At 46.1% G+C, this 25,598-nt stretch carries 29 protein-coding genes, 1 pseudogene and 1 other annotated feature; of the genes and pseudogenes, 13 read left to right on the top strand and 17 right to left on the bottom strand.

The window, feature by feature from the left end; genetic code table 11:
* Positions 1-6: 6 nt before the first annotated feature.
* Genes AC58QG_RS28310 through AC58QG_RS28300 form a run of 3 tightly spaced genes read right to left on the bottom strand, consistent with a single transcriptional unit; the run spans position 7 to position 1,834 of the window.
* Complete coding sequence (locus AC58QG_RS28310; RefSeq protein WP_497365421.1) at positions 7-1,155, bottom strand: transglutaminase domain-containing protein; 1,149 nt, start codon at positions 1,153-1,155, stop codon at positions 7-9.
* Positions 1,156-1,194: 39 nt separating this feature from the next.
* Positions 1,195-1,623: a hypothetical protein gene (locus AC58QG_RS28305; RefSeq protein ID WP_497365420.1), complete on the bottom strand. Its 429-nt coding sequence runs from the start codon at positions 1,621-1,623 to the stop codon at positions 1,195-1,197.
* A gap of 55 nt (positions 1,624-1,678) precedes the next feature.
* A complete protein-coding gene (locus AC58QG_RS28300) occupies positions 1,679-1,834 on the bottom strand; it encodes a hypothetical protein (RefSeq protein ID WP_497365419.1) in 156 nt (51 codons plus the stop codon).
* A 110-nt stretch (positions 1,835-1,944) separates the two neighbouring features.
* Here AC58QG_RS28300 and AC58QG_RS28295 point away from each other — a divergent pair, with 110 nt between their 5' ends.
* On the top strand, positions 1,945-3,123 hold the full coding sequence (locus tag AC58QG_RS28295; protein ID WP_497365418.1) for an MFS transporter: 1,179 nt from the start codon (positions 1,945-1,947) through the stop codon (positions 3,121-3,123).
* Positions 3,124-3,283: 160 nt separating this feature from the next.
* Positions 3,284-3,637: a toprim domain-containing protein gene (locus AC58QG_RS28290; protein ID WP_497365417.1), complete on the top strand. Its 354-nt coding sequence runs from the start codon at positions 3,284-3,286 to the stop codon at positions 3,635-3,637.
* Between the two features lie 10 nt (positions 3,638-3,647).
* Here the strand turns inward: AC58QG_RS28290 and AC58QG_RS28285 are convergent, their stop codons facing one another.
* The 8 genes from AC58QG_RS28285 to AC58QG_RS28250 all read right to left on the bottom strand — a co-directional run bounded on the left by AC58QG_RS28285 (position 3,648) and on the right by AC58QG_RS28250 (position 10,302).
* Positions 3,648-4,280 (bottom strand): SCO family protein, encoded by a 633-nt coding sequence (locus AC58QG_RS28285; RefSeq protein ID WP_497365416.1) that lies wholly within the window; start codon positions 4,278-4,280, stop codon positions 3,648-3,650.
* Positions 4,281-4,301: 21 nt separating this feature from the next.
* The gene (gene cyoE, locus AC58QG_RS28280; protein ID WP_497365415.1) at positions 4,302-5,279 is read right to left on the bottom strand and encodes a heme o synthase; all 978 of its coding nucleotides are present in this window, start codon (positions 5,277-5,279) and stop codon (positions 4,302-4,304) included.
* Between the two features lie 333 nt (positions 5,280-5,612).
* The gene (locus AC58QG_RS28275) at positions 5,613-6,467 is read right to left on the bottom strand and encodes an urease accessory protein UreD (protein ID WP_497365414.1); all 855 of its coding nucleotides are present in this window, start codon (positions 6,465-6,467) and stop codon (positions 5,613-5,615) included.
* Entirely contained in the window at positions 6,460-7,122 is a 663-nt protein-coding gene (gene ureG / locus AC58QG_RS28270; protein WP_497365413.1) for an urease accessory protein UreG, read from the bottom strand. The genes AC58QG_RS28275 and ureG overlap by 8 nt, the downstream gene beginning before the upstream one ends.
* 36 nt (positions 7,123-7,158) lie before the next feature.
* Positions 7,159-7,863, bottom strand: a complete 705-nt coding sequence (locus AC58QG_RS28265; protein WP_497365412.1) for an urease accessory protein UreF — start codon at positions 7,861-7,863, stop codon at positions 7,159-7,161.
* 35 nt (positions 7,864-7,898) lie between these two features.
* The gene (gene ureC, locus AC58QG_RS28260) at positions 7,899-9,614 is read right to left on the bottom strand and encodes an urease subunit alpha (protein WP_497365411.1); all 1,716 of its coding nucleotides are present in this window, start codon (positions 9,612-9,614) and stop codon (positions 7,899-7,901) included.
* Complete coding sequence (gene ureB / locus AC58QG_RS28255; RefSeq protein WP_497365410.1) at positions 9,595-9,978, bottom strand: urease subunit beta; 384 nt, start codon at positions 9,976-9,978, stop codon at positions 9,595-9,597. Before ureB ends, ureC begins: the two co-directional genes overlap by 20 nt.
* Positions 9,979-9,999: 21 nt before the next feature.
* Positions 10,000-10,302 carry an urease subunit gamma gene (locus AC58QG_RS28250; RefSeq protein ID WP_056613424.1) on the bottom strand — a complete coding sequence of 101 codons (303 nt, stop codon included), beginning with the start codon at positions 10,300-10,302 and terminating at the stop codon, positions 10,000-10,002.
* A 283-nt stretch (positions 10,303-10,585) separates the two neighbouring features.
* On the opposite strand from AC58QG_RS28250, the gene urtA reads away from it, so the two are divergent.
* From urtA to gerQ, 8 genes and pseudogenes are all read left to right on the top strand, one after another.
* A complete protein-coding gene (gene urtA / locus AC58QG_RS28245) occupies positions 10,586-11,836 on the top strand; it encodes an urea ABC transporter substrate-binding protein (protein ID WP_497365409.1) in 1,251 nt (416 codons plus the stop codon).
* Between the two features lie 167 nt (positions 11,837-12,003).
* On the top strand, positions 12,004-12,909 hold the full coding sequence (gene urtB / locus AC58QG_RS28240) for an urea ABC transporter permease subunit UrtB (protein ID WP_497365408.1): 906 nt from the start codon (positions 12,004-12,006) through the stop codon (positions 12,907-12,909).
* Positions 12,910-12,931: 22 nt separating this feature from the next.
* A complete protein-coding gene (gene urtC / locus AC58QG_RS28235; protein WP_497365407.1) occupies positions 12,932-14,014 on the top strand; it encodes an urea ABC transporter permease subunit UrtC in 1,083 nt (360 codons plus the stop codon).
* Between the two features lie 36 nt (positions 14,015-14,050).
* The gene (urtD, locus tag AC58QG_RS28230; protein ID WP_497365406.1) at positions 14,051-14,842 is read left to right on the top strand and encodes an urea ABC transporter ATP-binding protein UrtD; all 792 of its coding nucleotides are present in this window, start codon (positions 14,051-14,053) and stop codon (positions 14,840-14,842) included.
* Positions 14,835-15,530 carry an urea ABC transporter ATP-binding subunit UrtE gene (gene urtE / locus AC58QG_RS28225; protein WP_497365405.1) on the top strand — a complete coding sequence of 232 codons (696 nt, stop codon included), beginning with the start codon at positions 14,835-14,837 and terminating at the stop codon, positions 15,528-15,530. Before urtD ends, urtE begins: the two co-directional genes overlap by 8 nt.
* Before the next feature lie 219 nt (positions 15,531-15,749).
* Entirely contained in the window at positions 15,750-16,442 is a 693-nt protein-coding gene (locus AC58QG_RS28220; RefSeq protein ID WP_497365404.1) for a response regulator transcription factor, read from the top strand.
* A gap of 169 nt (positions 16,443-16,611) precedes the next feature.
* Positions 16,612-16,728 (top strand): annotated as a pseudogene (locus tag AC58QG_RS28215) (cell wall hydrolase); the annotation flags it as partial.
* Positions 16,729-16,852: 124 nt separating this feature from the next.
* Positions 16,853-17,299 carry a spore coat protein GerQ gene (gene gerQ, locus AC58QG_RS28210; RefSeq protein ID WP_497365403.1) on the top strand — a complete coding sequence of 149 codons (447 nt, stop codon included), beginning with the start codon at positions 16,853-16,855 and terminating at the stop codon, positions 17,297-17,299.
* A 57-nt stretch (positions 17,300-17,356) separates the two neighbouring features.
* Here gerQ and AC58QG_RS28205 read toward each other — a convergent pair whose 3' ends face one another.
* Positions 17,357-17,653, bottom strand: a complete 297-nt coding sequence (locus tag AC58QG_RS28205) for a hypothetical protein (RefSeq protein ID WP_497365402.1) — start codon at positions 17,651-17,653, stop codon at positions 17,357-17,359.
* A 140-nt stretch (positions 17,654-17,793) separates the two neighbouring features.
* Between AC58QG_RS28205 and AC58QG_RS28200 the strand changes: the two genes are divergently transcribed.
* Positions 17,794-18,777, top strand: a complete 984-nt coding sequence (locus tag AC58QG_RS28200; protein WP_497365401.1) for a metal-dependent hydrolase — start codon at positions 17,794-17,796, stop codon at positions 18,775-18,777.
* Between the two features lie 481 nt (positions 18,778-19,258).
* Here the strand turns inward: AC58QG_RS28200 and AC58QG_RS28195 are convergent, their stop codons facing one another.
* The gene (locus AC58QG_RS28195) at positions 19,259-19,486 is read right to left on the bottom strand and encodes an alpha/beta-type small acid-soluble spore protein (RefSeq protein ID WP_497365400.1); all 228 of its coding nucleotides are present in this window, start codon (positions 19,484-19,486) and stop codon (positions 19,259-19,261) included.
* Positions 19,487-19,639: 153 nt separating this feature from the next.
* On the opposite strand from AC58QG_RS28195, the gene AC58QG_RS28190 reads away from it, so the two are divergent.
* Complete coding sequence (locus AC58QG_RS28190; protein WP_497365399.1) at positions 19,640-19,825, top strand: DUF5325 family protein; 186 nt, start codon at positions 19,640-19,642, stop codon at positions 19,823-19,825.
* Between the two features lie 64 nt (positions 19,826-19,889).
* On the opposite strand, the gene trpS is transcribed toward AC58QG_RS28190, so the two are convergent.
* On the bottom strand, positions 19,890-20,873 hold the full coding sequence (trpS, locus tag AC58QG_RS28185; RefSeq protein ID WP_497365398.1) for a tryptophan--tRNA ligase: 984 nt from the start codon (positions 20,871-20,873) through the stop codon (positions 19,890-19,892).
* 73 nt (positions 20,874-20,946) lie between these two features.
* Positions 20,947-21,217, bottom strand: a binding site (T-box leader).
* A gap of 226 nt (positions 21,218-21,443) precedes the next feature.
* On the opposite strand from trpS, the gene AC58QG_RS28180 reads away from it, so the two are divergent.
* Complete coding sequence (locus tag AC58QG_RS28180) at positions 21,444-22,457, top strand: permease (RefSeq protein WP_497365397.1); 1,014 nt, start codon at positions 21,444-21,446, stop codon at positions 22,455-22,457.
* A gap of 95 nt (positions 22,458-22,552) precedes the next feature.
* Here AC58QG_RS28180 and ilvD read toward each other — a convergent pair whose 3' ends face one another.
* The 3 genes from ilvD to AC58QG_RS28165 all read right to left on the bottom strand — a co-directional run bounded on the left by ilvD (position 22,553) and on the right by AC58QG_RS28165 (position 25,560).
* Entirely contained in the window at positions 22,553-24,238 is a 1,686-nt protein-coding gene (gene ilvD, locus AC58QG_RS28175) for a dihydroxy-acid dehydratase (protein WP_497365396.1), read from the bottom strand.
* Between the two features lie 148 nt (positions 24,239-24,386).
* On the bottom strand, positions 24,387-25,034 hold the full coding sequence (gene rnhA / locus AC58QG_RS28170; protein WP_497365395.1) for a ribonuclease H: 648 nt from the start codon (positions 25,032-25,034) through the stop codon (positions 24,387-24,389).
* A gap of 1 nt (position 25,035) precedes the next feature.
* Entirely contained in the window at positions 25,036-25,560 is a 525-nt protein-coding gene (locus AC58QG_RS28165) for a hypothetical protein (RefSeq protein ID WP_497365394.1), read from the bottom strand.
* Between the last annotated feature and the right edge of the window lie 38 nt (positions 25,561-25,598).

The raw sequence follows: 25,598 nt of genomic DNA, 5'->3' as shown, positions 1-25,598 counted from the left end.
TCTCCTTTAAACGTCCCTTACGTGGGTTTGATCAAAATTCGGCGGATTGAACCAATTCGCACCGCTCGCTACCCAAGTAGAATCCAGAGGCACCCACTTATTCGTTTCCTTAAGGTACACTTCATTCCAAGCATGAGGACCATATCCGCCTTGTCCATCATACCCTAAACCCGTGACAACCTTCACATCTAATCCAATGGATCTGGCCATTTGTGCATATAACCTAGAATAATCAATACAAACACCCTCTTTGGTATTGAACGTATCCTCAGGCGTCTGCTCCTTCCAAATCCGCTGTTCTTCGTATAATTTCACTTTATCCCAATCATACTGAACTCGGGTTCCTACCCAACTGTACAGTAATTTGGCTTTATCTTCATCCGTCTTGGCATCCGCCGTAATTTCTTTCGCCGCATCAGCAATATTTCCCGGGATTTTCGCATCGAGTACTTCATATTTACGTTGTAGAATATTCGTGAATTCCTGCTCAACAGCACGTGTGAAAACAGGCGCCTTTTCCGCTATAAAATCACCTGTGAACGGTGAAATAACTTCTTGAGCTCCTTTTTGATACATATGCGAGGACTCAATATAGGGGGTTATCAACGAGTGTGGGAACAAAGAGACATAGATGAATAATATCGCGATTAGCATCAGAGCTCTAGCAAATCCGGCTATGGAACCTATAGCCCCGCCTGAAACCGAGCTTAGAATGGAATGACTGCGTTTGGGCATCGCATATCGTTCAGCCAACCAACGCCCTAGCCAAACATCAACCAAGTAATTTAAGATTTGTTTGATAATGACATAGCCAAGGATAAATAAAACCCCGAAACGGAGTAATGGAAAATCACGCAAGCTAGTGATGGCGGTATAATAGGCTTGTTTGATCGTACTTAAGTCCACCGCCGGAATTTGCAAATCCTGCCCTTTCAACCACGTTTGAATCCAAGGTGAAATCAGTTGCACGCCTTTCCAAGCAATCAACATGGATAAGATGGCGAGCACTGCTTCCACCAACATTGCTACGAAATGCCTGGCCGAGCCGGAGCCACCACGGAAAAATCCTTGCAGCACGGAAGCTGCAATCGTGAGAACGATCAAGATGGATATAAGATTAATTGAGGTGGTTGAAAACCACGCGTTATCCGTCATGTGTACTCACCTTCCTTTGATAGGCTGACCTAGCTTTGTCTAGGCATTTTTCTTTGCTTGCTCAATGAATGCATTCACAGCAGAATTAGCATTCATTTTGAAAGATTTCCCGAGAAAGGTGATCTGAACTTCATCGGATCCTGGTTTACCTTCCACTTGCAAGCTTTTCGTCGTGATCAAAAAGGAACCATCTGCATTGGCCTTAAATTTGGCTTCTTTGGCCTCTGACGTCAAGGCGCTAACTGCTTTATCCTTGATATCATCACTGACTTGGGAAACGACAGTTGCCCCAATATCTTTTATTTTATCCTTATAGCTCGCTCCATAAACGATAAGCGCCCCCACGATGACAAGAACCACTACCCATTTCACCACGGTTTTTACAATACCAATCACAATAAATAGAACAATAATAGCCCCTACAATTAAATACCAACGATCCTGTGCAAACGAAATCCACTGATCCATTTTTAACCCCTCCTTGTAATCCAAAAGTCCCTTCCTATCATACTACATGGACTCCTTAATCTTCATCTCTTTTTTTCCTTAACTGTGCTAGCTTCTGCTCAATTTCTTTGGTTTTATCCATCGTTCTTCCTGTTTTCCGATAGGACTGTCTTAAACGAAATACAAGAAAAATGCCAACTGCGGCCAACAGTATAAAAACAATTGGATCCATGCTTCCTCCTATGTACCGAAATTGTGTCATTTGTCCCGAACGGTCATATCCTTAGGACGAGCAGCGTAAAACTTAAGAAGACAAGACTAAAGGATCGAGGTGGTGAAACCGTGCGAACAGCCATATGGTTGTACTTATTTATGTTTGTTGCATTTTTTGATTTACACGCGCAATACCCGATTTTATCCCCTTTCGCCTTATCATTGGGAGCTGCTCCCTCTTTTATAGGGCTCATCATGGGTGTTTACTCTCTTACACATCTCCCCGGCAATCTCATTGCAGGCTATGGTGTGGACAAATATGGCAGCAAATTATTCATAGTCTTTAGTTTGATTGTAGCAGGGATCATCTTACTATTTCAATCGAATGTCACAGACCCCTGGCATCTGCTTTACATTCGTTCCATCAGCGGATTTGTTCTTGCCTTCCTATCGCCAGCTTGTTTAACTTTACTAGCTCGCATAGCACGTGATCGCATTCATCAAAGCAAGCTTATGGCAGGCAATGGACTCGTTCACACCCTTGCATCCGTGGTCTCACCTGCGGCAGGTGCTATATTAGTGGCCAAAATTGGCTTTACCACCGCGTTTTCCGTGTTAGGCTGGGTCCTAATCATCACGGGCTTCCTTGCCATTTTCGGCGTGAAAGAGAAGGAACTACTAGCTCACCAAGGGAAGCAAGCAGGTTCAACAGCTATTTTAGACCCCCATGGTCACCATGGATCTCAGGATATTAATGATAGTTCGGATGGTGTCTCTATCCCCTGGCTTTTCTTCCTCATCCCCATGGCACTTTCATGCTCGCAAGGGATTTTGTTCTTTGAGCTCCCCTTGATGAAATCGGCACGGGAGTCCATCCTTACTTCTGGTGTATTTTTCACGTTGGTCAGTTTAGGTGCGCTGCTGAGCATCTCTTTCTGGTTTTTGAATAAAATATCTCCATTTCTTCGAACGATCGGCGGCAGTATTGGGCTTGCAGCAGTGTTCTTTGGTTTAGCCGTCCAATGGCCGATTCCTCTGACGGTTTCCCTCTTTCTCATCGGTATGGCCAAAGGAGTCATCTATCCAGCTCTTGCAGCATTGCTTGCCAGCATAACAAGTAGTTCTAGATATGGTCGCGTGTTTTCTTTGCTATCGATTTCATATTCCGTCGGTGCTTTTATTGGCCCCATGATGGCAGGTCAGCTTCGCGATCATATTTCCTCCTACTTCATTGCATTCTTCATTCTCATGCTAGCCCTTTCCCTATTGCCGCTCCGTACGTTCAAATCGCATGTTATATCTTCATAACGAAGCCCCACCAAATGGCTTGATGCCAACCATCAGGCCTTTTCCTGCTGTCATACGCTGTAAATCCTTGTCATTTCCCAGGAAATATCGAAGCTTCGCTTTACTTGGATCGCCGCTCCAAACGGGGTATACTACTCTAAAAAGGAGTGAAGGTGATCCCATGTCCATTGCCATTATTGTTGAGGGTAAAAATGATAAAAGTCGCTTGAAACGCGTGGTTGATGATACTGTCAGCATCCATTGCACATTCGGAACTCCTAGTTCTATTACGCTTGATTCGCTGCGAAAAAAAGTTGACCATCTTCCCGTTTATATTTTCACGGACAATGACGCATCCGGCAAAAAAATTCGTTATTTGCTGCGTGATACATTTCCAGATGCTGAACACATTTATACCCGTAAGGGCTATGCGGGCGTAGAAGGAACGCCTGAAGAATATCTCATTCAACAATTAGAAAAAGCAGGACTGGACGCGTATATTATCTACCCTGCGCCCAACCCTGCTTATGAATAACTACTTTGCGTTATTTCCCTTTTGAAAGGGTTACAACATCTTTCACGATATGATCCGCATCCAACTCTGGATTGCTTGCATCATAGTAATTTCTTAGCTGACCTTTCGGATCCACTAGCAAAATCGCATTGGCATGCGAGAAATTACCATCCTTCTCTTTGATGACCATGATACCGAAGTCCTCAGCAAGCTTCTGAACTTTCGCTTCCTCACCTCGGAGGAACGTCCATCCGCCAGGGATCGGTTTCGACTCAAAGCGATTTCCAAATGCTTTTAACACCTCAGCCGTATCCCTATTGGGATCCACTGTAATTGAAAGAATTTCTGCTTTGGAGCCCAGTAGATCTTTGTCCTTCAACTTATCCTGTACCTGCGAAATCAAGAAGCTCGTCGGCAAGCACACATCCGGACAAAAAGAGTAGAAGAAATAGACTAGTCGCACCTTGCCATTCAGACTTTCGGAGGTAACCGTTTTGCCATCTAAATCCTGCAGCTGAAACGAAGGCGCTGCCTTCATTGCTGTTAATCTTTCATCCGGCTTACTGCCGTTCGACACTAATTTATATGCAAAGGATGCAATCATCGCAACTAATATTAAACCCAGTGCTAACTTAAACCAGTTTTTCTCGAAAAACGTCCCCATCGTTTTCGTCCCCCAGACTTACTAAATTTTCGCCGTTGTATCAATGACCATCAAGATCGATAACAGCGTCAAATATAAAAGGGAGAACAAGAACATACGCTTTGCCCATACAATTTCCGCTTCCCCATTTGCTTTGAACCCTTTGACGCTCATGAAAACCCATGTTAATCCAAGAATTGTGGATACGATCAAAAAGATAGTTCCCACATAGCCATACGCCGTTAACATAACCGTAACAGGTACTAATAGAACGACATAGCGAACCATACTAATTTTCGTCACGAAAGTCCCTTTAACGACTGGCAAAAGCGGGAAGCCCGCTGCACGGTACTCTTCCATGCGGCGAATGCCAAGCGCCCAGAAATGCGGCGGCTGCCACAAGAACAAGAACAGGAAGATCAGTATAGCTCCTAAATCGACTGTCCCGCTAACCGCACAATATCCAATGACGGGTGGCGTCGCACCTGAGAATGCACCAACGAATGTGCTCCAAACGGATGTCCTTTTGAACCATGCCGTATAGAGCCATACATATAGAAACAATCCAAGTACACCGATCAATGTTGCTAAAGGTGATTGTGCCCCAAAATACAGAACGCCTAAACCGATTGTCCCCAGTATGATACCGTACCCGAGTACGAAATTAGCGCTGAGTCTTCCGCTTGGAAGTGCTCTATTCTGTGTGCGCTCCATCTTCGCGTCCATCTCACGGTCCAGATAATTGTTCAGCACTGTACCTCCAGCCATCACCAATGCTGTCCCCAGCATGGTCATAATCAGATGGATCCAGTCCACATCCCATTGAGCAGCTAGCCAGTAACCAGCAAAAGCTGTCATCAGATTCGAATAAATAATTCCTGGTTTCACCAGTCGGTAAAACTCTTTCAGGGTCACAGGTTCTGCCGCACCTCTCGTTAGGCTGGCATCTATAGAATCAGTTCCAACGGACTCTTGAGACGAGCCTTTCGAAACGGTTTCGTAGGTGACTTGATTTTCCATATAAATTAACCTCCTCTATGTTGAATTTCCGATCCTCCATCTAAATGAACATTCTCATCATACCAACCCCTACATCATTTGACAATGAAGCATGGGCAGTTGTCATCATATTGTCGATTCTCCTTTCCAGTATGCGTGGAAAATGAACTTACCATTCGATTCCATTTTGAAATATGTGAAAAAGTTGGACGGTGCGGACCTCACTCGCCTCCAGTGACGGGAGCTTTAAGGCCCAAAAAGGGCCTTATCCTGCGGCGCGCAGGCGTAAAGGCTCCTCCACAGCCGACGCTGAATAAATAGAAAGAGGAGACAGGTCATCCCTGCCTCCTCTTTCTATTTATTCACCAGCAATGGCGTTAACGCCAATAAACTGCGGCGAATCTGATGCCACGCCGTCGTCAATGCATCCTGCAACTCCCAAGCATGCCTTCCCATGACGTTCACGACGATGCCATATTTATACGTCAAACTCGCTCCCACTCGAACCGTGCTACCTTCCAACTGGCTCAGTTTCTCCATAATCGCCTCCAAATGATTCTGTTTGAGCCGATCCGAGAAAATAAACAGATTCCCCATATGCGTCTCCTCTTCCCAGCAACCTGGTGAAGATAAAAGCATCGTCGCTGGTTCAATCCGCTGATTCTGATAAAAAATCAGCTCTCCCTCATACCAAACCTTCATTTGGTTCACATACCTTGAATACTGAAAGATCTCTCCCCGCTGCGCTCGACCGGGACAGATGACGTCAGAGAAAATCAAAACGGATCCCTTTGATAAATGCGCCTCCGTTTTCGCAGACAAGTCCGCGTCCTTATACAGCATGAGTGGCTCAGGCATATACTCAAGCAGTGCATCAACTTCGAGACGAAGTATCTGATGCTGCGTGCTTCCTTGATCCTTTGTTGCAGGATGAACCTTCGTAAACGACTGGTTCGTTAGAAAAACACGTGCGCCCTCTTCAAGGCGCACGTTAATTTCGTAATGATCTCCCGACATGAGTCCAGGTGAGCAATCCATCATATAGACGCCAAGTTGATCCACTGGCTCGGCGTTTTCCATGCACGATTCATTCTCATAATGAAACGTTTTGGCGATTTTGAGCGGGGAGGCATGATATTTGTGTACGAGTCGTGTGATGCCGCTGCGTACTGCAAATTGTGCGGATATCTCCCCAGTCAGCTTAGGCATGGCTGAACTCCGTCTCCACCCAAGTCACGATATCATCCAACCCTGTACCGCCCATCAAGTTTGAGAAAATATACGGACGTTCGCCGCGCATTTTTTTCGTATCGGAATCCATCACTTCAAGGCTAGCGCCTACATAAGGGGCGAGATCGATTTTGTTAATAATCAACATATCCGAACGCATGATGCCAGGACCGCCTTTACGAGGGATTTTCTCCCCTTGGGCCACGTCAATAATATAGATGAAGCGATCCACAAGCTCCGGACTGAATGCAGCCGCCAAATTATCGCCACCACTCTCAATGAAAATAATATCGAGATTCTCAAACCGCTTCTCCAGCTCTTCAATTGCCTCAAAATTCATGGATGCATCCTCACGAATCGCTGTATGCGGGCATCCACCGGTCTCTACCCCAATAATTCGCTCCTCAGGCAACGCTTCAGAGCTAATCAGAATACGTGCATCTTCCTTCGTATAAATGTCATTCGTAATAACTGCAATGCTATAGCGGCCGTTCAGCTTTCTTGCCAAGCGCTCGACTAGCGCTGTTTTGCCTGAACCTACGGGACCTCCGATGCCAATTCGCATAGGGCGATTGCGATCTGCTGCAGGCTTCTCCCATTCGTGATGATGATGATGACCGTTACCTTGACACATCGTCATTCCTCCTCAGATCTATGATTAGATTTCCTTCTAGGACATAAATAAACGGGAATATAAGGTTTCATGCTGCATCATAGCTAAATCCCCCGCAGGTGAATTCGTGTAGGCTTCCACTGGATCCATATGTAAAACGCGCTGCCATTCGCTTCCTGTTAAAGGAACTAGCTTCGCCAATAGCATCTGACCTTGCGTTTGTCCAATGGACATGAGCCTGAGCGCACTATTGATGCAAGTCATGATACAGGTGTATAGATAGCCTTCAGCAGCCTGATGGAGTGGAACGCCCAGATGGTAGCTCACCCAGCCGTGAACAATGGGATGATTCGAACTGCATTTCCCGGCATTCACAGCATCATCGAATGGCTGCCAATTCAGCTCCGGATACAGCGAACGTGATAATTGAAGCAGCCTGCGTCCCATTTTCTGAACACCGAGCCGACTCTCTCTGCCTACCCGCTGTACGTGGAGCATATGGTCAATGTCCCAAAGCTGCCCTAGCTCCCCGTCAGGAATGTGCATATAAGCAGCCTTTATGACCATGGCATCCGAGGATGCCCAGCTGTTCGCGAGCATCGACCGAATGTAGGCCTCCAGCTCTGAGATTGTCGTCAATCTCCCTTGCTGGACTAGTGTTTCCAATCCAAATGAGTGGGAAAACCCACCAATCGGAAGCGCTGAATCCAACAGTTGCTGATAGGCTAACCAATGAAATGATGATTGTTCTGTTGCTGTCATGTCGTCACCTCAATCGGGACTTCCTTCCATTACATTTAAAATAAGAAATACAACTGAGCCATCGGTAGTTCTGTCGCCGGCTCACAGGTCACAGCCTCCCCATCAACCTTCACCTCGTAGGTTTCAGGATTTACTTCTATAGAAGGTGTTCCATCGTTATGGATCATATTTTTCTTGGAAATGCTGCGGCAGCCTTTCACCGGCTCAATCCGCTTTTGCAATCCAAAGCGTTCTGCGATCCCGCTGTCATAAGCAGCCTGAGAAACGAATGTAATCGAGCTTTGCGTCAATGCTTTCCCAAATGCAGCGAACATCGGTCTACCGAACACAGGTTGAGGCGTTGGAATGGAGGCGTTCGGATCTCCCATTTGCGCATACGCGATACTGCCACCCTTGAGGACCAGATCCGGCTTTACACCGAAAAACATCGGACTCCAAACGACCAAATCTGCGAACTTGCCTGGTTCAATTGACCCAACAAGATGCGAGATGCCATGCGTAATAGCAGGATTTATTGTATATTTTGCCATGTAGCGTTTAATGCGAAAATTATCATTATCTTCGGTATCGGGAGCTAGTGGTCCACGCTGTTTTTTCATTTTATCCGCCGTTTGCCACGTACGAATGATGACCTCACCCACTCGCCCCATCGCTTGGGAATCGGAGCTCAGCATGCTGAACACGCCTAGATCATGCAAAATATCCTCCGCTGCAATCGTTTCAGGGCGAATCCGAGAATCTGCGAAAGCGACATCTTCCGGAATTCGACTATCCAAGTGATGGCACACCATCAACATATCCAAATGTTCCTCAATTGTATTGATCGTGTACGGGCGTGTCGGATTTGTCGAGGAGGGTAGGACATTCAGCTCAGCGGCCGCTCGGATAATATCCGGTGCATGACCGCCCCCGGCGCCCTCGGTATGATACGTATGAATGGTGCGTCCTTTGATTGCTGCAAGCGTATCTTCAAGAAATCCCGCTTCATTTAATGTGTCCGTATGAATCGCGACTTGCACATCATAACGATCTGCCGCTTCCAAGCACATGTCGATAGCTGCCGGCGTTGTTCCCCAATCTTCATGAAGCTTCAAGCCAATGGCGCCCGCTTCAATTTGTTCAGTCAGCGGCTCCAGGAAGGACGAATTACCTTTGCCGGTAAAGCCCAGATTCATTGGAAACGCTTCGGCTGCCTCCAGCATCCGCTGCATGTGCCATGCACCAGGTGTGCAGGTTGTGGCATTCGTACCCGTTGCAGGCCCGGTTCCACCACCGATCATCGTCGTCACGCCTGAGGAAAGCGCAGTTTCAATTTGCTGTGGACAAATGAAATGGATATGTGCGTCGATGCCTCCAGCGGTTACGATTTTACCTTCACCCGCAATAACCTCTGTGCTAGCACCTACGATCATATTCGGGTGCACACCATCCATAATATCTGGGTTGCCTGCTTTTCCAATACCTACAATATGACCATCACGAATACCGATATCGCCTTTGACAATACCCCAATGATCAATAATGACAGCATTCGTTATTAATGTATCTAAGACACCCTCTGCACGGGTCGCGCCGCTAGACTGTCCCATTCCGTCACGGATAACCTTCCCGCCACCGAATTTACATTCATCACCATATACCGTGTAATCATGCTCGATTTGCGCCCAGAGTTCCGTGTCTGCCAACCGAATGGCATCGCCTGTAGTAGGGCCAAACATCAGCGCATAGTTCTTACGATCTATTCGACTCACCGAGTATCCCCTCCCATGCCTGCCATCTTTCTCTCGTTTCGACCGACATTTTGTCTTTTTCCGCAAATCCTTGACTCAAATTATTAAGCCCATAAGACAGCTTCGCCCCGCCTAATTCAACAAGCTGAACGGGTTTCTGCTCACCAGGCTCGAAACGGACAGCTGTTCCGGCTGGAATGTCTAGCCGCATGCCAAATGCCAACTCCCGTGGAAACGCAAGACCTCTATTTACTTCAAAAAAGTGAAAATGCGACCCTACTTGAACCGGTCGATCTCCTGTATTGGTAACGATGATATCTATCGTCTGTCTGCCAACGTTCATTTCAATAAAGCCTTTGGCTGTTCGATATTCGCCGGGAACCATGCGCTCGCCCCTTTCCTGTGATTACGTTATGGGTTCATGTACGGTAACTAATTTGGTCCCATCGGGAAACGTGGCCTCCACTTGCACTTCATGAATCATTTGAGGAACACCTTCCATAACCTGATCTGCCTTCAAAATAGTCGTACCAAACGCCATGAGCTGCGCGACCGTCAAGCCATCCCTAGCTCCTTCCATTATTTCGGAAGTCAGTAATGCAATACTTTCAGGGTAATTCAGCTTTAATCCTCTGGCTAATCTTCGTCTGGCTAGGTCAGCAGCTACGGTTATGAGCAACTTCTCTTTTTCTCTTTCCGTTAAATGCACGTTTCTCACCTCTTCAAAAACCGAATAATGGTAATCCTTTACACTCATTATATTCGTGTATTTAGCGATTGTAAATCTATAATGTTATGTATAGTGACATCTAAAACTTGATTTTAAAAGATTTATTTCGTTTTCATGTGATTTTCACAAGATTTTCACGCTTTTTTGTGCATTTTTAACAAAAAACGTTTCGCATGTGTCATGTATGTTGACATTAACTTGTATCGCCATTTATCATAAGCCATGTAATCCAAATCTTGTAAGGCAAGGGAGTGGGACGTGAATGAGAGAGATAAGAAACAAGGGTAAGCTTACAGTTGCACTAAGTATGGCTTTGATGTTAGTTGCGGCCGGCTGTGCGAAGACAGAATCTACCACCTCTACGACGACTGCACCTGTGGCTGCAACAACATCTGGCGACACCGTACCAGTGGGAATTCTACACTCACTAACAGGTACAATGTCCATCAGTGAGGTATCCGTTAGAGATGCTGAGCTCATGGCAATTGATGAAATTAATGCAGCTGGGGGTCTATTAGGCAAAAAGATTAAACCCGTGATCGAAGATGGGGCATCGGATTGGCCAACTTTTGCAGAGAAGACAAAGAAGCTCCTGCAAAAAGACAGCGTAGTAACGATTTTCGGTTGCTGGACTTCTGCTAGCCGTAAAGCAGTGCTTCCGGTAGTCGAGCAAAACAAAGGCTTACTGTGGTACCCGGTTCAGTATGAAGGCGTAGAATCCTCACCTAACATCTTCTACGTCGGCGCAACGACGAATCAACAAATCATCCCCGCAGTCACTTGGCTCCTGCAAAACAAAGGCAAGAAGTTCTTCCTCCTCGGGTCTGACTATGTTTTCCCAAGAACAGCCAACAAAATTATTAAAGAGCAGTTGAAAGCAGATGGCGGAACAACGGTTGCCGAAGAGTACACACCGCTTGGACACACGGACTACAATACAATCATTAGTAAGATTAAAAAGGAAAAACCAGATGTCGTCTTCAACACTTTGAATGGCGATAGTAACGTTGCCTTCTTCAAACAACTGCAAGATGCGGGGATCACCTCGAAAGATTTAACAACCATGTCCGTGAGTATTGCCGAAGAAGAAGTGCGTGGTATCGGTGCTTCCGTTCTCGATGGCCACTACACAGCATGGAACTACTACCAAACGACAGATACACCTGAGAACAAGAAGTTCGTTGAGGCTTACAAAGCCAAATACGGCAAAGACCGTGTAACGGATGATCCGATTGAAGCTGGGTACACAGCTGTTTATCTATGGGCTGAAGCTGTGAAGAAAGCCGGTTCCTTTGACGTAGAGAAAGTAAAAGCAGCAGCCAAAGGCATTGAGTGGAATTCACCTGAAGGCAAAGTCACCATTGATGGTGAGAATCAACATATTTACAAAACAGCACGAATTGGTCAAATTACAGCTGCTGGCCAAATTAAAGAAATTTGGAACTCTGGCAAAGCACTCAAACCGGATCCATTCCTCAAAACATATCCTTGGGGCGTAGAAGTAACGAAGTGATCTTACGACTACAAGTCGGTACTCAGAAACCAGGACTGCCTAACCGCAGTCCTGGATTTCATCATTTACTCCCGTTTCAGAGCCTATGCTTCCGATGCGAGTTTTGAGTTTTCACTATCCCGCTTCGCTTGCATGGACAACTCAAAACTTTTGAAGGAGAGGTTGTCATGAGTTTGCTGCTGCTTCAATTATTTAACGGACTCAGCTTAAGCTCCATTCTGCTCTTAATCGCTATCGGTCTCGCCATTACCTTCGGTCTCATGAATGTCATGAATATGGCGCACGGCGAATTTATTATGATCGGTGCCTATATGGCTTATCTCGTACAGAAATGGTTCCAATCCTATATGCCGGCTTCTGCATTCGGCTGGTACTTCGTCGTTTCACTTGGCGTTGCCTTTGTTGTCGCCTTCGCCATAGGCTGGCTGCTCGAAGTAGTGCTCATCCGTTTCATGTACGGCAGACCGTTGGATAGCTTATTAGCTACCTGGGGCGTTTCTCTTGCCTTACAACAAATTGCTCGATCCATCTTCGGTGCTCCGAATGTCGCTGTTAAAGCGCCGCAATGGCTGGAAGGCGGATGGCATGTAACGGCAGACTTAATTCTTCCATATAAAAGACTCTTTATCATTGGGCTTGTAGCATTATGTATCTTCATCATCTATCTATATCTCTATCACTCTGCTGGCGGAAGACGAATGAGAGCCGTTATGCAAAATCGCCAAATGGCTTCGTGTTTAGGTATCTCTACGCGTAGAGTCGATGCGCAATCCTTTGCTTTCGGTTCAGCCATGGCAGGTATCGCCGGATGTGCGTTGTCCTTGCTTGGACCGATTGGACCCACGATTGGCACCTACTATATTGTAGATGCCTTTATGGTCGTCGTGCTTGGCGGGATCGGTAAGCTAATCGGCACCGTTGCCGGTGCATTAGGGATCGGAGTATTCAATACCGCCTTGGAATATACGACTAGCGCTACGCTCGGTAAAGTGCTTGTATTTACACTGATCATCGCCTTCTTACAATGGAAACCAATGGGACTTGTAACGATGCGTTCGAGATCCTTAGATTGAAGAAAGGATGTGACAATCGTCTATGCTCTTTGCCAGACAATCTAAGCTCAAGCTAACCATTTATGGGATATGTTTACTACTCATCGCGCTTGCCCCCCTGTTCTTGTCTGACTTTCGTTTATCCTTACTCGGCAAATTCCTGGCTTATGCCATTATCGCGATCGGAATTGATTTAATCTGGGGATATACCGGTATTTTAAGCCTTGGTCATGGCGTTTACTTCGGACTCGGCGCCTATTGCATGGCCATGCATCTAAAGCTGGCTTCCACACCTAATCAATTGCCTGATTTCATGTCCTGGAGCGGAGTCAAAAGTTTGCCCTGGTTCTGGGTACCATTCCACAGTGCGGCAGCCGCGTTCCTTTTGGCGCTTATTGTACCGATGATTGTCGCCTTCATCCTTGGCTATTTCACTTTCCGCAATCGGATTAAAGGCGCATTCTTCTCCATTTTATCCCAAGCATTAGTCATCATTACGGTGACGCTCTTCGTCGGGCAGCAAGGCTATACAGGAGGGACGAATGGTTTGACGAATTTCACAACCTTTCTCGGTCTGAACCTGCAATTACAATCGACGAAGCTGCTGTTTTTCTATCTTACTCTAGCCGTTGTACTTGTCGTTCTTATCCTGAGCTCCCTGCTCGTGACCAGCCGGCTTGGCAATATTCTTACTGCCATTCGGGATGGCGAGAACAGGGTGCGCTTTATTGGCTATAATCCCGTCACGTATAAAGTCTTCATCTACTGCGTCTCGGCAGGATTAGCTGGACTTGCCGGCGTACTCTTCGTACTCCAAGAAGGGATCATCTCACCAGCGCAAATGGGTATCGTGCCATCCATTGAAATGGTTCTATGGGTAGCGATTGGCGGTCGTTCAACCATTGGAGGCGCTATTCTAGGAGCACTAATTACAAATGCAGCCAAAACGACTTTCAGCGAAGCCTATCCCGCTTGGTGGCCAATCATGCTGGGAGCCATGTTCATCATTGTCGTTCTACTCCTGCCGAAGGGAATCGTTGGCACACTGACCCACTATTTCTCTAATTGGAAAAGAAACACTCACCCGAAGCAGATCGCTTCAACGCAAGAAGTCATAGAAACATAAACTCTGTATATGAAAACCGGAAAGGGGAACATTTCAATGCTAGGACAATTAGCGAAACAACAAACGACAACTGACGAGACAATCCTGAGCGTCAAGGGACTTGAGGTGAACTTCGACGGATTCAAAGCCTTGCGAAATCTAGATTTCTCTTTAAAATATGGTGAGCTCCGCTTTCTTATCGGCCCCAATGGTGCTGGTAAGACGACGCTGCTCGATGTGATCTGCGGCAAAGTAAAGCCTTCACAAGGGCATGTCTTTTTCAAAGATTCTATTGATCTCACCAAGCACCAAGAGCACCAAATTGCCCAGCTAGGCATCGGCCGTAAATTTCAAGCGCCTACCGTTTTCTCTACCTTAACGGTTTTTGAAAATCTGGCGCTTTCGATGAAGCAGCAGCGCGGTCTTCTCAGCGCGCTCTGGGCCAAAACCACGAGTGAGCAGAGAGAACGCCTTCTCCTTAGGCTTGAAATGATCGGCCTGCAGAGTAAGGCCAAAGAACGTGCAGGCTCCCTTTCCCATGGGGAGAAGCAGTGGCTAGAAATCGGTATGCTTCTGATGCAAGAGCCTGATCTGTTGTTGCTCGATGAGCCCGCGGCTGGCATGACCGACAGTGAAACAGAGAAGACAGGTGAACTGCTTCATGAGATTGCAGCAAATCAGACCATTATCGTAGTTGAACACGACATGGCTTTCGTACGCCAATTCGCTAGAACGGTAACTGTTCTTCATGAAGGAACCGTCCTCCGAGAAGGCTCCATGCAAGAGATTCAGAATGATGACAAAGTAGCGGAAGTTTACCTCGGAAGGAGAGTTGAACGCGGTGCTTAAACTACAAAGTATAGAGGCCGGCTATGGCGAAAGTATGGTTATCCGTAACGTCAACCTCGAAGTAAGACCCGGTCAGATCGTTTGTCTAATGGGGCGCAACGGAGTTGGGAAATCAACACTGATGAAGAGTATTATGGGTCTCATTAAGCCAAGGTCCGGCTATATCCGCTACATGGAAGCAGACATCACTTCATCTTCACCAGATCGCCGCGCGAAGTCAGGTATCGGCTACGTACCACAGGGAAGGGAAATATTTCCCCAACTCACTGTGGAGGAAAATCTTATGTTAGGCCTCGAGGCCGCGGCAGATCGCCGCAAGAAATTGCCAGAAACGCTCTTCGATACATTTCCCGTTCTACATCAAATGCTACATCGCAAAGGAGGGGACCTCAGCGGCGGTCAGCAGCAGCAGCTAGCCATTGCGCGGGCATTAGCTTCTGGACCTAAGCTCTTGCTGCTGGATGAACCTATGGAAGGCATACAGCCTTCTATCGTGATGGAGATCGAGGCGATCATTGAAACGATTAAGCGAAATCGAGAAATTGCGGCGCTTTTGGTCGAGCAAAGTTTAGAATTCGCCACAAGCATCGCTGATTACTACTATGTGCTCGACCGCGGCACTATAGCAGCCGAAGGGAAAGCGGAGCATTTAAGCGAAGATCTCGTCCGAAAGCATTTGACCGTATGATTGTTTTATTTCTTTGCACCCTCCCTATAAGAAGAAGCTGGCCAACTTGACCTAAGGATGAATGGTTTAAGTAGCGAACAGCTTCTTTTTTCTGTTTGAAAATAAGTTAAAACTGGACGTCACAAAATGGATAGGATAACATGTCATATAGATAGGATCGATTATTGCGGACGGCATATCGAGCACCTAGCCTTTTAAAGGAAAAGGAGGGGAACCTGTATGTCAAAAATTTTAATTATCGAAGACGATGTAAGTATCGGTGAAATGATGTCTATTTACTTATACGAAGATGGCTATGAAGTGAAAAGAGCGGAGAATGGCCGACAAGGCGAGGTCTTATTTCAAGAATTTCAGCCTGATATGATTATTCTTGACCTTATGCTGCCCGATATGGATGGGATACAACTATGTACGACGATTCGTCATACCTCAACCATTCCGATCCTGATGGTATCTGCCAAGAACGAAGTTTCCGATCGTGTGAAGGGCCTTCAGACAGGTGCAGATGACTATTTATGCAAACCATTTTCGATGAGAGAGCTATCCGCTAGAATACAAGCCTTACTTCGACGTTCCAACGCCTTTCCACCACAGGCTCCATCACCATCCGACGTGTCTAATCAACAGGGAATTCAGTTGGATTTGGAGAAACGCTGTCTCTATGTGGACGGTAAGAATATCGAAACAACCTTCTCCGAGTACGAAATCATGAAGCTTTTCTGGCAAAATCAAGGCAGGGTTTACAGTCGAGAAGAATTGTTAAATCGCGTTCGCGGCTTTGATTCCCAGGTAACTGAACGTGCAATCGACGTACATATTGCTAACCTTCGCAAAAAAATCGAAGAAGATCCTAAAGAACCCAAGCACATCAAGACCGTTTGGGGTGTCGGTTATAAATTTCTACTCATGTAAGCTCCTTCGGGAGCTTTTTTTTGTTTTGTGAAATACTTTCAAATTCGTCACCAAATAGGCATCAGCACAATATGATGATTATGGAAAATGACCTTTACGAACTTAGGCGACGGAAAGGAGTGACCATCTAAATGGCCGTAATAAATCAAATTCAAATGATCGGCAATTATTGGCACGATTACTCCGAGCCGAAGCTGAGGGCGAAGGGGAACAGGGTATGCTGATGGTTGGAAATGCAGGCGTAAATCGGGTCAAAGCGAATTGTCTCGATTTCAAAAACATTCGCACCAAAAAGCCCCGGGATTCTGATGTTCGTTTGGCAAAAAGAGTACTTGATGGAGAACTGTTTGTTAAAAACACATTTATGAAGAAAGCTTTCGTGTTGAAAGCTCGAGGAGGAAATTATCATTATGTTGAATAACCCTTACAAAATAGGTAATCAAGCAATGCCGCAAATGCAATATGGCAATCCCTATCCCGCTTTCCCTGTTCCAACCAACATTACGAATAAGATTGTTCCCCAAACACCTGCCGGATCTGTACTTACACCCCCAGGAAGTGGTTTACAAACAGGAGTGAATATACCTGGCCTTCCGGTCGAAGAATCGTATATCGAAAATATTCTGCGTTTGAACCTTGGTAAAATGGCTACCATCTACATGACATATGAAAATAACTCCGAGTGGAACGCCAAGATTTTCAAAGGAAGATTAGAAGCTGCAGGTCGTGATCATATCATCATCAGCGATCCTGTTACTGGCATGCGTTTCCTATTACTTATGGTGAATTTGGATTACATTACATTTGATGAAGAACTCAATTACACCTACCCCTTCCGGGGCGGAGTCTCCAGATAATAACTAAATAGCATGCGTCAACCGTTGCTCTTGTGAGAGAGCAACGGTTTTTTTATTTTAGGAATACTTAGCTGGTGAAAAATGCCACATATGCAGCTTTTGGATGCCGCCTTTGATCCATTGCTCCCAATCGCCCTCCAAGCCGCTAGCCAACCCCTCATTTAAGCGTTTCTCCTTCATACTCAGATAGTCCTCATACGTAACGTCTTTCCAAATTTCTACATAAAGTCCCTCTTGATCCGTCCCTTCCAATAGCTCCAAACGCCCTTCCCGCCGCTGAAGTCGTTGCATATAGATGAGAAATGAAGCTCGAAATTCAGATTTTATGGCATACTCTACAAAAACTTTAGACATTTTTAGATCTCCTTCTGATTTATTTTTTACTCTAAAATGGTAAACTAAGAGCAAGATGTTAATTGACCCTTGTTAATTGCCCCCCTTCACAACAGATACAGAACAAACCATGTGTACAGAACACTTAGGAGGATAACCAGTTGGATACAGGCACTCATCTCGTCATCGGCTTAGGATTAGCAGGACTTTCGCAAATCGATCCGAGCATTTCTGCAAATACGGCAGCAACGACTGCTGTTTTTATTGGAACTGTCGTTGGTTCTCAGATTCCTGACATCGATGGACTCCTCCGTTTCAAAGGAAATGCTGTGTATATTCGCAATCACCGCGGTCGCTCACACTCTTTGCCTGCCTTGCCCTTATGGACGCTGTTGATCACTGGGGCACTTGCGCCATTCTTCCATGGTATCTCTTTCTTGCATCTAGCCATGTGGATCGGCATCGCCGTTTGCGTGCATGTGTTCACTGACTGTTTCAACACCTATGGCACTCAAGCCATTCGGCCCTTTTCAGAAAAGTGGGTATCCTGGAACATCATCCACATCTTCGATCCCTTTATATTTACCAGTCACATTGCCGCAATCTTCATGTGGTCCTTCGATCTAGCGAAGCCACAGCTGATTTTCCCAACCTTGTATGGCTTACTCGCGCTTTATTACATTTGGCGAACCCTAGATCACGCTATTATTGAAAAAGGTCTCTATCGCAAAGATGCAACCTTTCAGCCCGGTGATAAATATACGCTTATTGTAACATTCAACCTCTATGTCTGGAATGTCGTAAAGGAGTGCGCCGATGGAACCTATCAGTTAGGCGAGCTCAAGAATGGCAAGCTCAAGTGGCTCGACACCATTACTTGCTCTGATCACCCAGCTATCGAGATTTCCAAGCACCACGAGGACATTCAATCGCTGCTGTATTTCTCCTCCTTCACCTGTGCTGAGGTCAAAGAACATCGCTGGGGCTATGAGGTGAGATGGGCAGATGTGCGCTACCGTCATCGCAAGCAATTCCCATTCGTCGGAGTCATCCTGATGGATCATAATTTCCAAACCCTCGATTCTTATGTCGGCTGGGTGAACGATACGAAGCTTGGAAAGAAGCTGAAAGTTGATCTTTATTAAAATCGCGCTCGCCAACTACATTTTCTTCCGCTGATGCCTTCTTACTCTAGCACGATGCGCGACTCCATACCTGAGCAACGCCGGCTTATGCCATTCCCCTTCAATAGGGAGTTAGCTGTAAAAAATCCAGTTATTTTCTTTGGAAATCCCTGATTTCGTGGTTTAACTGGATTTCCTACATCTATTTCTGCTGAATTCAGTGGAATCAGAGATATTAGCTGAATCTAACTGTAGGAAATCCATCTATTTGGTCAAAATCGTGAATTCTATCAAAAATTAACTACAGAAAATGCATCTATATTGGGTTTTGAAGTTCAAAACTCAATTACATCGAGGCCCGCGCGCAAATGGCGTGGGTCTTTTTCGTTGCTGCGCTTTCCCTTGAATGTGATTGCGCACCAAAAGCCCAGGAGCTATTGAGGCTCCTGAGCTTTATTATTACATAATTCGGGTATGCTAGTACGGAGACAAATTGTCTAAGTTAACGGTAGTTAGACCCAGATTGTCCCGCGAGCGATTGCTCAGCAATTTGTACCAAGCGGCGAGTAATCGCACCACCAATGGAACCAGTGTCACGGGTTGCCATGTTGCCATAGTAACCATCTTGAGGAATTTGGATGCCCAGTTCTTGAGCTACCTCATATTTCAATTGATCTAAAGCTTGATTGGCTTGCGGAACGACTAGTGTGTTACTACGAGATTGTGCCATCAGGATCGTACTCCTTTCAGTCAGCTATAATCTTTGATGTATTTGCAAGCTTGCAAAGATAGTATGTGGAGGAAATGAATTTATATGCACAGCGTTAAAAAAAGTTTAAAATAATAAAATAAGCCATACACTTCTAGAAAGTAGGTCACACCTATGAGTAAATCACTCGCTCTCCTATTCGCAGTTGTTGGTACGCTGCTGCTCGCTTGTATCTCGCTTTTCATTGCTCTTCGGGAGCCTTGGATGGTGCTCCTCTTCTCTATCATATCATTAGGATTTATCGGTTACGGCTTCGCCGTGAAGGCCAAAATGCGTCGTAAAAATACACCTTCCGAGTGAACTGAAAAAGCTCAAAATCCCCAACCACAGGGATTTTGAGCTTTCTTTGGTTATACAGGCTGTGTTAGCGAACAATAAAGCCCATCCGTTTCTTCACTTCAAGCAGCGTTTGATTAGCAACTTCTGCTGCTTCATCCGCACCTTTTTTCAAAATGTCGAAGATTTCTCCCGAACTGCGAATCTCACGATAGCGCTGCTGAATAGGCTCTAGAACAGAAACAATATGTTCAGCAAGCTCCTTTTTGAACGGACCATATCCCTGACCCTCGTAGCGAGCCTCAATCTCCGCTAGACTCATCTCCGCAAAGTGCGAGTATATGGACATCAAATTACTAACCTCAGGTTTATTCTGAGGATCATATTTCACTTCTCGCCCAGAATCCGTGACGGCACGACTAAGCTTCTTACGAATTACATCAGGCTCATCGAGCATCGCGATGTAACTACCAGCATTAGGACTGCTCTTACTCATTTTCTTAGAAGCATCATCTAGTGACATAATTCTTGCGCCGACCTCAGGCATGTAGGGTTGTGGCATCACAAACATATCTCCGAAACGGTTATTAAAACGGTTCGCCAAATCACGTGTCAGCTCCAAATGCTGCTTCTGATCGTCACCAACAGGGATTAGATCTGCGTTATACAGTAAAATATCAGCTGCCATCAGAGACGGATATGTGAACAAGCCTGCGCCCACAGATTCTTTGCCTTCTGACTTGTCTTTAAATTGTGTCATGCGCTCCAGCTCGCCCATATGGGTTAGCGTCGTCATAATCCAGCCCAGCTCAGCATGTGCGTGAACATGAGACTGCAGGAAGACAGAAGCCTTGTTCGGGTCTAGACCAGAAGCAATGTATAGCGAAGCAATGGACTCCGTTTGTTCCCGCAACGCTGCTGGATCTTGCGGCACTGTGATCGCATGCATATCAACCACCATGAAATAACAGCGATGCAGTTCTTGCAGCTTCACAAAATTGCGAAGTGCGCCAATATAATTGCCAATCGTCAGCTGACCGCTGGATTGCATGCCGGAAAGTACTCGTTTCATTTTAAAAACCTCCTATAAATTTCACTATTTCCAATTCGTATTGCTAAAAAAGACAACAAAAAAGCCTCCCTCCGCAAGGGACGAGAGACCGTGGTACCACCCTAATTTGTCTACCTGCCTAACTAAAGTTAAGCGCATGTAAACCTTCAGGCTCTGATAACGGAGAGCTACCGTTTAGCATAGTTAACTGTGGTTTTAATCCGGCCTAGGTTCCGGTGATTCTACACAGTGTTCAGCTTCAAGCTCAAGGATCCATTCAGTTTGCTTGTTTCACCGGTTCGCACCAACCACCGGCTCTCTGAGAAACGGGAGACAAACGTACTTGTTCCTATCATCGCAATTGATTTCCTATAATTATACACCCTTAAAGATCAATGTCAATCGAGGACGTTGTCCTAGATAGCCTAGCATGTACATAGGATAGATACATACCAATCCTTTCGGCAAAGGGGTGTCAATGCATTGTCCTCAACTCTATACCGATGGAGCCTTCCCGTTTCCACGGTGATTTGCGTTTTTCTCCTGTTTTTGATCGTGACAACAAGACAACTCCCCCCACTGGGGATGATCATGAATCCAATCAGCCATGTATTCATGGCCTTCATGGACATCTTCTTAGATGCCCTTCCTTTCATGGTTCTCGGCGTGCTGCTGTCTACGATCGTAGAAAACTTCATTCCTGAAGGCGTTATCCAGCGAATGACACCTAAACACCCCCTCGGTGGTGTGTTATTTGCTTGTGTACTGGGAATTATGTTTCCCCTTTGTGAATGTGGCATGATCCCTTTCGTCCGCAGGCTGATGCGCAAAGGAATGCCGGTCTACATCGCCGTCATTTTCATTCTGGTGGGACCTATCCTTAACCCCATCGTCTTTGCCTCCACTTGGATGGCTTTCCGCGGCAACCCAGCCATGGCCTATTCACGCATGGGGCTCACTTTTGGCGTTGCGCTAGTGATCGGCTTCCTGCTCACGCGATTTATCAAAAGCAATCCTTTACGGCACCCGATTGAGCCCGCTGCAAGCATGGCAAGTGGCCATGGCCACCATGACGGCCACCATCACAACCATGATCATGATCATGATCACAAACACGAGCACGCTCATGTGCATCATGACCACGGACATCACCATGATCAGCATGATCATCATGGTCACAACCACTCCCACGGCGATAGTCGCGTCTTGACGATGGTCAGCCATGGCTCCTCCGAGCTGCTCGAGATGAGTAAGTACTTAATGCTAGGCGCACTGCTGACAGCACTGATTCAAACTTTCGTGGCACAGGACAGTCTGAGCGCCATCGGGCAAGGCGCCTTCGTTTCCCATGTGTTCATGATGGGCTTCGCCTACCTGCTCTCCTTATGCTCAACGACAGACGCCTTCGTAGCTTTCTCCTTCGCCAAGTCGTTCTCACCTGGCTCCCTGCTTGCTTTCCTAGTATTCGGTCCTATGATTGACGTGAAGAGTACACTTATGATGCTTTCGATCTTCAAGGCCCGCTTTGTATTGACGCTTTCCATTGTCGTCGCTATAACAGTGCTCACAGGGTCATTGTTGTTCATGCGCCTATTCCTTGCTTAGCAATTATGATGATTGCTCCATTTCTTACAACATAAAAAGCCCTCCTCTCACCAACGTTTCCGTTGCATGAGAGGAGGGCTTTTGTCTTATATCAATTAGATTTTCAAAATCGCACCGGCACTAGCATTCGTAACCATTTTGGTGTAACGAGCCAAGTAGCCAGAAGTAATCTTCTGTTGGAATCCTGTCCAAGTCTCACGACGTTTTGCAAACTCTTCATCGCTGATTTGCAATTCGATTTTGCGTCCATCCATGTCTACGTCGATGATGTCGCCATCATGTACGAAAGCAAGTGGTCCACCTTCAGCAGCTTCAGGTGACATATGACCAAGCGAGATGCCGCGGGATGCGCCGGAGAACCGTCCATCTGTAATCAAGGCAACTTTCGCGCCTAGACCCATACCTACGATTTGGGAAGTTGGTGCCAACATTTCTGGCATACCAGGTCCACCCTTCGGTCCTTCGTAACGAATGACAACAACGTGTCCTTCTTTTACTTTACCATTTGCGATACCATACAATGCTTCGTCTTGGGAGTCAAAGCAAATCGCTGGGCCTACGTGACGTCCACCAACGGACTTATCAACAGCGCCAACTTTTACGATACTGCCTTCAGGAGCTAGGTTTCCGAAAAGAACTGCCAAACCACCGCGCTCACTGTGCGGGTTTGTAAGTGGACGAATCACGTCAAAGTTCTGAATTTCACAACCAGCCACGTTCTCGCGAAGTGTTTGTGCCGTAACGGATAAACAGTCACCGTTGAAAGCACCTGGTTTTTTGAGCAACTCATTGATTACTGCACTCACACCGCCTGCCAAATGCACATCTTCAATGTGGTAATCGGAAGCTGGAGCGATTTTTGCAAGGTGAGGAACACGCTCAGCCACTTCGTTAATACGAGCGATCGGATACTCGATACCCGCTTCTGCCGCGATAGCCAATGTGTGAAGAACTGTGTTCGTGGAACCACCCATCGCCATATCCAAAGCAAATGCGTTATCAATTGCATCAATCGTTACGATATCACGCGGCTTGATGTCTTTCTCGATTAGAACCATCAGCTGTTTCGCACAATCCTTGACGAATTGTTTACGCTCTTCCGCAACAGCAAGAATCGTACCGTTACCTGGCATTGCCAGTCCAAGACCTTCAGCCAGACAGTTCATGGAGTTCGCTGTGAACATACCGGAGCATGATCCACAAGTTGGACAACCGTATTGTTCTAGCTCTTCAAGACCCGCTTCATCCAATTTACCCGCTTGGAAAGCACCAACGCCTTCAAATACGGATGAAAGGGAAATGGATTTACCGTTTTTATCTTTACCAGCTTTCATCGGTCCACCGCTTACTAACATCGTTGGGATGTTAACGCGAAGTGCACCCATGATCATACCAGGTGTAATTTTATCACAGTTAGGAATACAGACCATACCATCAAACCAGTGCGCGTTTACTACAGTTTCCAAGGAGTCCGCAATAATCTCACGGCTTGGCAAAGAATAACGCATACCGATATGACCCATCGCAATACCATCGTCAACCCCAATTGTGTTGAACTCGAAAGGAACTCCGCCTGCTTCGCGAATAGCTTCTTTCACGAGCTTACCGAATTCTTGCAAATGAACATGTCCAGGAATAATGTCTATATAAGAGTTACAAACCGCGATAAACGGCTTGCCGAAATCTTCCTCTTTAACGCCGGCTGCACGTAGTAAGCTACGGTGCGGAGCGCGGTCGAAACCTTTTTTAATCATATCACTGCGCTGTTTTGGATGTGCCATTCTTTATTCCTCCTAGAATTCATATCTGTTATGAAAACAATGAAACTATCATACCACACTTCTCGCAATATTTCTCCCTTTAGTGTGATAACGCATCAAAGTAAGTGTAAATCAGCTTGTCAGCTATACGTGAGCAGCATCCATCAACTTACTTCCTGCCAAAATCCGCCTTAATCTCGCCCCATTTTTTCGTATCCCACTTCATGATTTTATTCGTGTACGTATTCGTATGCAGCCATTTCAACGCCCGATCCACCATGGTCCAAATTTCTTCAGTAGATGCATCCCGAACTAGATTTGTCGAAACTTCCTTCCTGCGAATCCAACTCAGAGCAGTAACCGAATCGGTATAAATGGTTTGTTTGCTTCCTTTTTTCTTTAAATAGGCTAGTCCATGTACGATAGCTAGAAACTCACCCAGATTATTCGTTCCCTTCGAAATCGGTCCTTGGTAGAAAATGATTTCGCCAGTCCGCGTATCTACGCCCTTGTACTCCACAATTCCTGGATTTCCTGAGCAGCCTACATCCACAGAAATACTATCATAATCGACCTCTGGCGCAGACTCCGGAGTCGCTGACTTTTTACCAGCACCCTGAGCTCCAGTTCCTTTAGCTGCAAAATTAAGAGACTTCTGCCAGCCCTTCTCAAGTGCTTGACGCGCTTCATTTTCAGATTCATAAGACTTGAATTTCGCTTGTGGATACCCATTCGTCTGCGCTTGGCATTCGGCCCATGAACGGTAAACGCCTGGCTTGTGCCCTACCCAAACCACATAAAATTTCGTTGCAGCCATATCATTCACTCCGTAATTTAAGATGTAATTGCTCAACCAGATCTTCGACGACCTTCACCGTATCCTGAAAATACGGTCGGTAATCCAGATCAGCGACAAATCGCAGATACGTCTCACCGATGTCTACAAGCTGCTGGCGGTATTCACGACTTGGAATGACATGCGTCTCAAGCTCGCGGTACGTACCATTCGTTCTCTCTTCTACAGAAGAAAGCTCAAGCTGTTCATCCGCCAAATGTCGTACAACGAATGAGAAGCCTCGACACTCCGGGTCACCGCAGCCGCAAACGAAGAACGGCATTCGCTCCCACTGATCGGCGGGTGCAAAGCGGTTCGGTGCTGTATCATGCAACGCGCTGTATAACATAGCAGGCAGGCCAACATCAATGCATAGAGGTTCTTCTATAATTAGACTATCATCCACAGACAAATGAACATCCGCTTGAATAATTTGTAAATCTTTATCTAAGGACCAGCCCTTAATCGCTAGTTCAAACATGCTTTCTCCCCGCTTTCCCGACGTCATTTTTCCATTATAACAAAGTCGAAACATTCCTGCTTTTA

Source organism: Paenibacillus sp. J22P169 (assembly GCF_059691995.1).
This window is presented reverse-complemented; position numbering and strand designations above follow the sequence as displayed.